7 protein-coding genes are annotated in these 7,625 nt (G+C 60.9%); all 7 read right to left on the bottom strand.

Features of this window, described 5'->3' with window-relative positions; genetic code table 11:
* Positions 1-82: 82 nt before the first annotated feature.
* Complete coding sequence (locus ACTJLA_RS26685) at positions 83-847, bottom strand: ABC transporter ATP-binding protein (protein WP_034126849.1); 765 nt, start codon at positions 845-847, stop codon at positions 83-85.
* A gap of 13 nt (positions 848-860) precedes the next feature.
* Complete coding sequence (locus ACTJLA_RS26680) at positions 861-1,979, bottom strand: M14 family metallopeptidase (protein WP_314549184.1); 1,119 nt, start codon at positions 1,977-1,979, stop codon at positions 861-863.
* Between the two features lie 9 nt (positions 1,980-1,988).
* Positions 1,989-2,699: an ABC transporter permease gene (locus ACTJLA_RS26675; protein WP_314549187.1), complete on the bottom strand. Its 711-nt coding sequence runs from the start codon at positions 2,697-2,699 to the stop codon at positions 1,989-1,991.
* Positions 2,696-3,424 carry an ABC transporter permease gene (locus ACTJLA_RS26670; RefSeq protein ID WP_003189227.1) on the bottom strand — a complete coding sequence of 243 codons (729 nt, stop codon included), beginning with the start codon at positions 3,422-3,424 and terminating at the stop codon, positions 2,696-2,698. The genes ACTJLA_RS26675 and ACTJLA_RS26670 overlap by 4 nt, the downstream gene beginning before the upstream one ends.
* 57 nt (positions 3,425-3,481) lie before the next feature.
* Positions 3,482-4,261: a transporter substrate-binding domain-containing protein gene (locus ACTJLA_RS26665; protein ID WP_014717255.1), complete on the bottom strand. Its 780-nt coding sequence runs from the start codon at positions 4,259-4,261 to the stop codon at positions 3,482-3,484.
* 302 nt (positions 4,262-4,563) lie between these two features.
* The gene (locus ACTJLA_RS26660; RefSeq protein ID WP_054917886.1) at positions 4,564-6,198 is read right to left on the bottom strand and encodes an ATP-dependent DNA ligase; all 1,635 of its coding nucleotides are present in this window, start codon (positions 6,196-6,198) and stop codon (positions 4,564-4,566) included.
* Positions 6,195-7,199 carry a ligase-associated DNA damage response exonuclease gene (locus ACTJLA_RS26655; protein WP_314549194.1) on the bottom strand — a complete coding sequence of 335 codons (1,005 nt, stop codon included), beginning with the start codon at positions 7,197-7,199 and terminating at the stop codon, positions 6,195-6,197. Before ACTJLA_RS26655 ends, ACTJLA_RS26660 begins: the two co-directional genes overlap by 4 nt.
* Positions 7,200-7,625 lie beyond the last annotated feature (426 nt).

Raw genomic sequence — 7,625 nt, 5'->3', positions numbered from 1 at the left:
AGTCCCAGTCTTTTTGAGCAAAGAGCGGGGGCCGCTTCGCGCCCCAGCGGGAGCAAGCTCCCTCGCCACAGCAAGCTCGCGCCTACTTCAAGTTGCCGCTCAAAAATTGTTGCAGGCGCTCGCTTTTCGGATTGCCCAGCACATCCTCCGGCAAGCCCTGCTCCTCCACCAGGCCCTGGTGCAGGAACAGCACCTGGCTTGAAACCTTGCGCGCAAAGCTCATCTCGTGGGTCACCATAATCATGGTGCGGCCTTCCTCGGCCAGGCCCTGGATCACCTTCAAAACTTCGCCCACCAACTCCGGGTCCAGCGCCGACGTGGGTTCATCGAACAGCATCACCTCCGGCTCCATGGCCAGGGCGCGGGCGATGGCGACACGCTGCTGCTGGCCGCCGGAGAGGAACGCCGGGTATTGATCAGCCACGCGCGCCGGCAGCCCGACTTTGTCCAGGTAGCGGCGGGCACGGTCTTCGGCGTCCTTTTTACTGCAACCCAGCACGCGGCGCGGGGCCATGGTGATGTTTTCCAGCACGCTCATGTGGCTCCACAAGTTGAAGTGCTGGAACACCATCGCCAGCCGTGTGCGCAAGCGTTGCAACTCGGCGTCGTCGGCCACGCGCATGCCATGGCGGTCGCTGACCATGCGGATCGCCTGGCCGTCCAGGGTCATGGCGCCATCGTTGGGGGTTTCCAAAAAGTTGATACAGCGCAGGAAGGTACTCTTGCCTGAGCCACTGGCGCCGATCAGGCTGATCACATCACCGGTCTTGGCCTTGAGCGACACACCTTTGAGCACTTGATTGTCGCCATAGCTTTTGTGCAGGCCTTCAACGGTCAGTTTGTACATGTGGCATGCATCCTCAAGGCGAAAGTAGATAACCGCTGCGGTAGGCCTGTGTGCCGGCGACATGGCAGATCACCATGCCGGCCGTGGCCATGCGGCGTAGCGAACGGGCGTAAAGCAGCCCGGCGTGCTGGCAGTGCACAGGCGTCACGCGGTCTGTAATGGGATCGATGATTTCAGCGACCAATTGCCCCGCATCCAGGTATTCCCCCGGCAGGGCGCTGAACACGAGCAAGCCACCCACTGCAGTGGTCACTGGCTCCACCGCCGCCAACGGCGTAGCCGGGTAGGCCAGGGCAGGCAAGGGGGCTGCATCGCCGCGAATGGCGCCGAAGTGGATCAAATAATCAATGATGGCCTGGCAGTCCAGCGCGGCGAGGCCGTGGTTGACATCGCCCTGGCCACGCAGCTCGACGGTCACCGACAAGCTGCCCATGGGGATCGGGTAGCGTTCGCCGAAGCGTTGCTGCAATTGCCACCACACCAGGGTGAAACATTCGTCAAAAGACTGCCCACCGGAATCGGTGGCCAACAGGTTGGCCTGCGAACCCAGGTAGCGCGCCAACGGTTCTACCTGTGGCCAGGCTTCGGGCGTGGTGTACAGGTGCGCCACGGCTTCGAAGTCGCAATGCAGGTCCAGCACCACGTCGGCATCACAGGCCAGGCGTTGCAGCACCAGGCGTTGGGAGTGCAACTGGGTCTGGGCGGTGTGCGCGGCCAGGGCGTGCGACAGTGCGCTGCGGATCAATTGGGCATTGCGCTGGGGATCATCGCCCAGCAGGTCTTCGACCTGGTTGCCGACGTCTTCGCTGAGATCGACGAACAGGCGATTGAAGTTCTGCCCGCTTTCCAGTTCGTAGCGGCCCAAGGGGATGTCCATCAACACCTGTTCCAGGCCCACCGGGTTGGCGACGGGCACCAGCACGATTTCGCTGCGCAAGCGCCCGGCCGTTTCAAGTTCTGCCAGGCGCGCCTTCAGGTGCCAGGCCACCAGCATGCCCGGCAATTCATCGGCATGCAGGGAGGACTGAATGTACACCTTCCCTTCGGGCTGCTGCGGGCCGAAGTGAAAACTGTGGATCTGCCGCGCCGTGCCGGGCACCGGCGCGATCAGGTCATGTAGCTGGTGGCGCATGCAAACTCCTTAGTGGCTCGGCCCGAGAAAGGCCAGCCAACGGCGTTCCGCCAGGCGAAACAGGCCGACCAGGGCAAAGGTCACCGTCAGATAGATCAGTGCGGCAATGCCGAATGACTGGAAGGTCATGAAGGTGGCGGAGTTGGCATCCCGCGCCACTTTGAGGGTATCCGGGATCGTCGCGGTAAAGGCCACGGTGGTCGAGTGCAGCATCAGGATCACTTCGTTGCTGTAGTAGGGCAACGAGCGTCGCAACGCGGAAGGCATGATCACGTAGGCGTACAGCTTCCAGCCGCTTAGGCCATAAGCCTTGGCCGCCTCGACTTCGCCGTGGGCCATGCTGCGGATTGCCCCGGCGAAAATCTCCGTGGTGTAGGCGCAAGTGTTGAGGGCGAAGGCGAGCAGGGTGCAGTTCATCGCGTCGCGAAAGAACGCATCCAGCACCGGTTGTGCTCGTACGGCGGCAAGGCTGTAGATGCCGGTGTAGCAGATCAGCAATTGGATATAGAGCGGCGTACCACGAAACAGGTAGGTGTAGAACTGCACGGGCCAACGCACCAGGCGCTTGCGCGAAACGCGGGCGATAGACAGTGGAATCGATACCAGAAAACCAATGACCAGTGAGGCGCTGAGCAGCCACAAGGTCATGGCCAGACCGGTGATGTGCTGGCCGTCGCTGTAAAGAAAGGGGCGCCAGTATTCCTGCAATAGCTCAATCATCGCACTGCCTCCCGGGCGCCTGCGGAGTAGCGACGTTCAAGTCGGCGCAAGACAAAGTTGGAGGCGCTGGTGATCAACAGGTAGATCAGCGCCGCCAGCACCAGGAAATAAAACAGTTGATAGGTGCTCTTGCCAGCGTCCTGGGCGGCTTTTACCAAGTCTGCGAGGCCGATGATCGACACCAGTGCGGTGGCCTTGAGCATCACCATCCAGTTATTGCCGATGCCCGGCAGCGCAAAGCGCATCATCTGCGGGAAGGTCACGTAGCGAAACCGCTGCCCGCGCTTGAGCCCGTAAGCGGTGGCGGCTTCGAGTTGGCCGCGGGGCACGGCGAGGATCGCACCGCGAAAGGTTTCGGTGAAATACGCACCGTAGATAAAGCCCAGGGTGATCACCCCGGCGCTGAACGGGTCGATCTCGATGTATTCCCATTCCATAAAGTCGGTAAAGCCACTGAGCCAGGTTTGCAGGCTGTAGAAAATCAACAGCATCAGTACCAGGTCCGGCACACCGCGAATCAGAGTGGTATAGAGCTGGGCGGGGATACGCACAATGGCCAGGCTGGACAGTTTGGCGCTGGCGCCGAGCAGGCCCAGCAATACGCTGACGGCCAGGGACAGCACCGACAACTTGATGGTCATCCAGGTGCCTTGCAGCAACAGCGGGCCGAAACCCTTCAGGCTGAATGCGCTCAGCCCGAGGGTTTGCAACAGATCTTCGAACATAAATCAGGACCTATGGCGATAAAAAAGCGCCCCACCCGAAGTAGGGCGCCCCAGGCATTATTTGCCGCTGTACAGGTTCAGATCGCCAAAGTGTTTCTTCTGGATAGTGGCGTAGGTGCCATCATCGTGTAACGCTTTGATACCTTTATCCAAAAGCGCCTTGAGTTCAGTGTTACCTTTTTTGATACCGATAGCGGTTTTCGACGGCAGCAGTGGGTCGTCGATAGCTGCGCTCACTTCATAGCCAGCACCGGCTGGCGACTTGAGAAAGCCCAGTTCGGCTTGGAGCATGTCCTGCACGGAAGCGTCAAGGCGCCCGGAGGTCAGGTCGGCGTACACCTGGTCCTGGTTGGCGTAAGCCTTGGTGGTCACCCCGGCTTTATCCAGTACGGCCTTGGCGTAGGCTTCCTGGATGGTGCCTTGCTCGTAACCCACGGATTTGCCCTTGAGAGATTCTGGCGTCGAATAGCCAGCGCCTTTCTTGAACACCAGCGAAGTCGGGCCGGAGAACAGCTCAGAGGAGAAGTCGATGGCCTTCTCGCGCACTGGGGTCACGGTCATCGACGAAATCACGCCATCGAACTTATTGGCTTTCAGGCCCGGGATCATGCCGTCGAAGTCACTTTCGACCCACTTGCACTTGACCTTCAGCTCCGCGCAGATCGCATTGCCCAGGTCGATATCGAAGCCTACCAGGCTGCCGTCGGCGGCCTTGGATTCGAACGGTGCGTAGGAAGGGTCGACACCAAAACGCAGTTCCTTGTATTCCTTGGCTGTAGCAACACCAGCAGCCATGCACAGAGCCAGTGCAGAAAGGGTCAGCAATGCTTTTTTCATTATGTAATCCCTGGAAACCAAGATAAGCGCTTGTGGCGCGATTAGGACTGTTACTGAACGGTGTCAGACCCATCACAAGTAGCAATTTCTGCACCATAGTTCCGGATGGGCTTTTAAACGATGGGATAAGGCAGTTCCAAGTGTAGGCGGCGCCCAAAAATGGGCGTCAGCAAATGAGCGCACTATTTCGGGTCAAAGGTAGACCAGGCATGTGGGAGCGGGCTTGCTCGCGAATGCGTTGTGTCAGTCACTGANTTAAACCACCGCATTCGCGAGCAAGCCCGCTCCCACAGGGTGCTATGTCAAGTCAGCAAGTCTTGTAGCGTGGCCAGGTTGTCCGCTTCATCCACCGCCTTGTCCTGGCGCCAGCGCAGCATCCGCGGAAACCGCACCGCAATCCCGCTCTTGTGCCGCTTGGACAGGGCAATCCCTTCAAAACCCAACTCAAACACCATGCTGGGCGTCACGCTGCTGACCGGGCCGAACTTCTCCACCGTGGTTTTGCGCACAATGGCGTCGACCTTGCGCATTTCCTCGTCGGTCAGCCCGGAATACGCCTTGGCGAACGGCACCAGTGTGCGCTCGCTTCCCGGTGGGCCGTCCCATACCGCGAAGGTGTAGTCGCTGTAGAGGCTGGCGCGCCGGCCATGGCCGCGCTGGGCGTAGATCAACACGGCGTCGACGCTGAAGGGGTCGACCTTCCATTTCCACCACAGGCCCATGTCCTTGGTGCGGCCCACGCCGTAGAGGCCGTTGCGATCCTTGAGCATCATGCCTTCCACGCCCAGGCTGCGAGAGGCTTCGCGCTGCTCGGCCAAGGCTGCCCAGGTTTTGCCTTCCAGCAAGGGCGAAGGCAATAACACCGGTTGGTTGCACGTAGCGATCACCTGTTCCAATTGGGTGCGACGTTCGGCCTGGATGTGGTTGCGCCAGTCGTCGCCCTGATACTCCAGCAAGTCGTAGGCGAGCACCGCCACTGGCGCATCCTCAAGGACTTTTTTACTCAGGGTCTTGCGGCCAATGCGCTGTTGCAGCAGCGCGAAGGGTTGCACCGAGTCTTTCCACACCACGATTTCGCCATCGATCACCGTACCGTCGGGCAGGCCACTGACCAGGCTATGGAGTTCGGGGAAGCGTTCAGTCAGCAACTCTTCACCGCGAGACCAGACCCACAGGCGTCCCTCGCGCTTGACCAGTTGTGCGCGAATGCCATCAAACTTCCATTCCACCTGCCAATCGGCGGGTGAACCGAGCAGCGTGTCGAATTGCTCCACCGGTTGCGCCAGCCCGTGAGCCAGAAAAAACGGATAGGGTTGCCCGCCACGTTGCGCGTGTTCGTCGGACGATTCGGCGGCAATCAGCTTTAGATAGCCTTCGGCTGTGGGACGGTTCGACAAATCGGTGTAGCCCACTAGCCGCTGCGCCACGCGTTTGCTGTCGAGATCGGCCATGGCGGCGAGGGCGCGGGTCACCAGCAGTTTGGATACCCCGACCCGGAAGCTGCCGGTGATCAATTTGATGCACACCATCAGGCTCGGTTGGTCCAGTTGCGCCCACAGCGCCGGCAGCCGGTCTGCAAGGTCCAAGGGTGGCAGACCGCGCAGGGGCAGCAGTTTTTCTTCCAGCCACACGGCCAGGCCGTCTTCGGATGTGTAGGTGGATTCTGGCAGGAGCAGTGAGATCGTCTCGGCCAAGTCACCTACGGACTGGTAGCTCTCTTCGAACAGCCAGGGTTCGATGCCGGCCGCTTCGGTGGCCATGTCCCGTAGCAGGCGCGTCGGCACCAGCTGTCGTGGCCTCCCGCCGCTAAGAAAGTAAACGGCCCAAGCGGCATCTGCTGGCGGCGCCTGCAGAAAGTAGGCCTGCAGGGCGGCGAGCTTGGCATTGCTGGAAGTGGTGGCGTCGAGGTTGGCGTACAGCTCAGCGAAGGCTTTCATGCCGTGGCCTCTTCTTCGTCATCGCCGTATTCGGTGCTGAAGCCTTGGGCATCCAAGCCCTTCTCCCGCAGGTGGCGTACCAACACACCGACCGAACCATGGGTGACCATCACCCGTTGTGCCCCGGTTTGTTCGATGGCCCATAACAGGCCCGGCCAGTCAGCGTGGTCCGAGAGCACGAAGCCACGGTCCACGCCGCGCCGCCGTCTGGTACCGCGCAGGCGCATCCAGCCACTGGCGAAGGCGTCGCTGTAGTCGCCAAAGCGACGCATCCAGGTACTGCCTCCAGCGGAGGGCGGGGCGATGATCAGGGCTTGGCGCAGCAGTGGGTCGGTCTTTTTGAAGTCGCCGGCATACAGCGTCTCGGGGATGTAGATGCCCGCTTCGCGGTACACCCGGTTCAACGGTTCGACCGCGCCGTGGCTGAGGATCGGGCCGATGCTGGCGTCCAGCCCATGGAGGATGCGTTGGGCCTTGCCGAAGGAGTAGCAGAACAACACGCTGGCTTTGCCGCTGGCGATATTGGCCTGCCACCAGTCATTGATCCCGGCAAAAATCTGCGCCTGGGGCTGCCAGCGGTAAATCGGCAGGCCGAAGGTGGATTCGGTGATAAAGGTGTGGCAACGCACCGGTTCGAAGGGCGCGCAGGTACCATCGGGTTCGACCTTGTAGTCGCCGGACGCCACCCAGACTTCGCCCTGGTATTCCAGGCGTACCTGGGCCGAGCCCAGTACATGTCCGGCGGGATGGAAACTCAAGGTCACGCCGTGATGCACCAACCGTTCACCGTAGGCCAGGGTTTGCAGGTTGATGTCCTGGCCCAGGCGCCAGCGCAGGATACCTTCGCCGGGGGCGGCGGCCAGGTAGTGTTGATGGCCGGTGCGGGCGTGGTCGCCGTGGGCGTGGGTGATGACCGCACGTTCCACTGGACGCCAGGGGTCGATATAAAAATCACCGGCAGGGCAGTAGAGGCCTTCGGGGCGGGCGATGACAAGATCCATGGGGGTGCCGGGGCGGTGGGCTTGTTAGTTATGAGGCGGGGCTGGGTGCAGAAGTTCTATCTGAATGCAGGTAGTACAAAGGTGGGAGTTGGCTTGCCTGCGATGACGGTCTGAAAGCCGACACCTATCTACCTGACACCCGACGATCCAACTGTGGGAGCTGGCTTGCCTGCGATGGCGGTCTGACAGCCGAAGCTGTTATCTGTGTACATATCCATTTCTGCGGTAACGGCCACTTAGGGTTCCGCTTTTACAGCGGGTCACTTTTGGAAAAGAGCCCGGAATGCCGGCCCAGCCAAAAGTAACCAAAAAGGCTCTTGCCCCACCACTCGGCACCTCGCTTGGACTCGGTGTGCCCGTAATTCGCCAGTGATTTGGGGGGCCGCCGCCACGCGCCATCCATGGCGCGGGGCGGCTAAACCGGCA

The organism is Pseudomonas sp. 22072 (assembly GCF_052046095.1).
Classification (GTDB): domain Bacteria; phylum Pseudomonadota; class Gammaproteobacteria; order Pseudomonadales; family Pseudomonadaceae; genus Aquipseudomonas; species Aquipseudomonas paracarnis.
The sequence above is the reverse complement of the archived record's forward strand: the minus strand, read 5'-3'. Positions and strand labels throughout refer to the sequence as shown.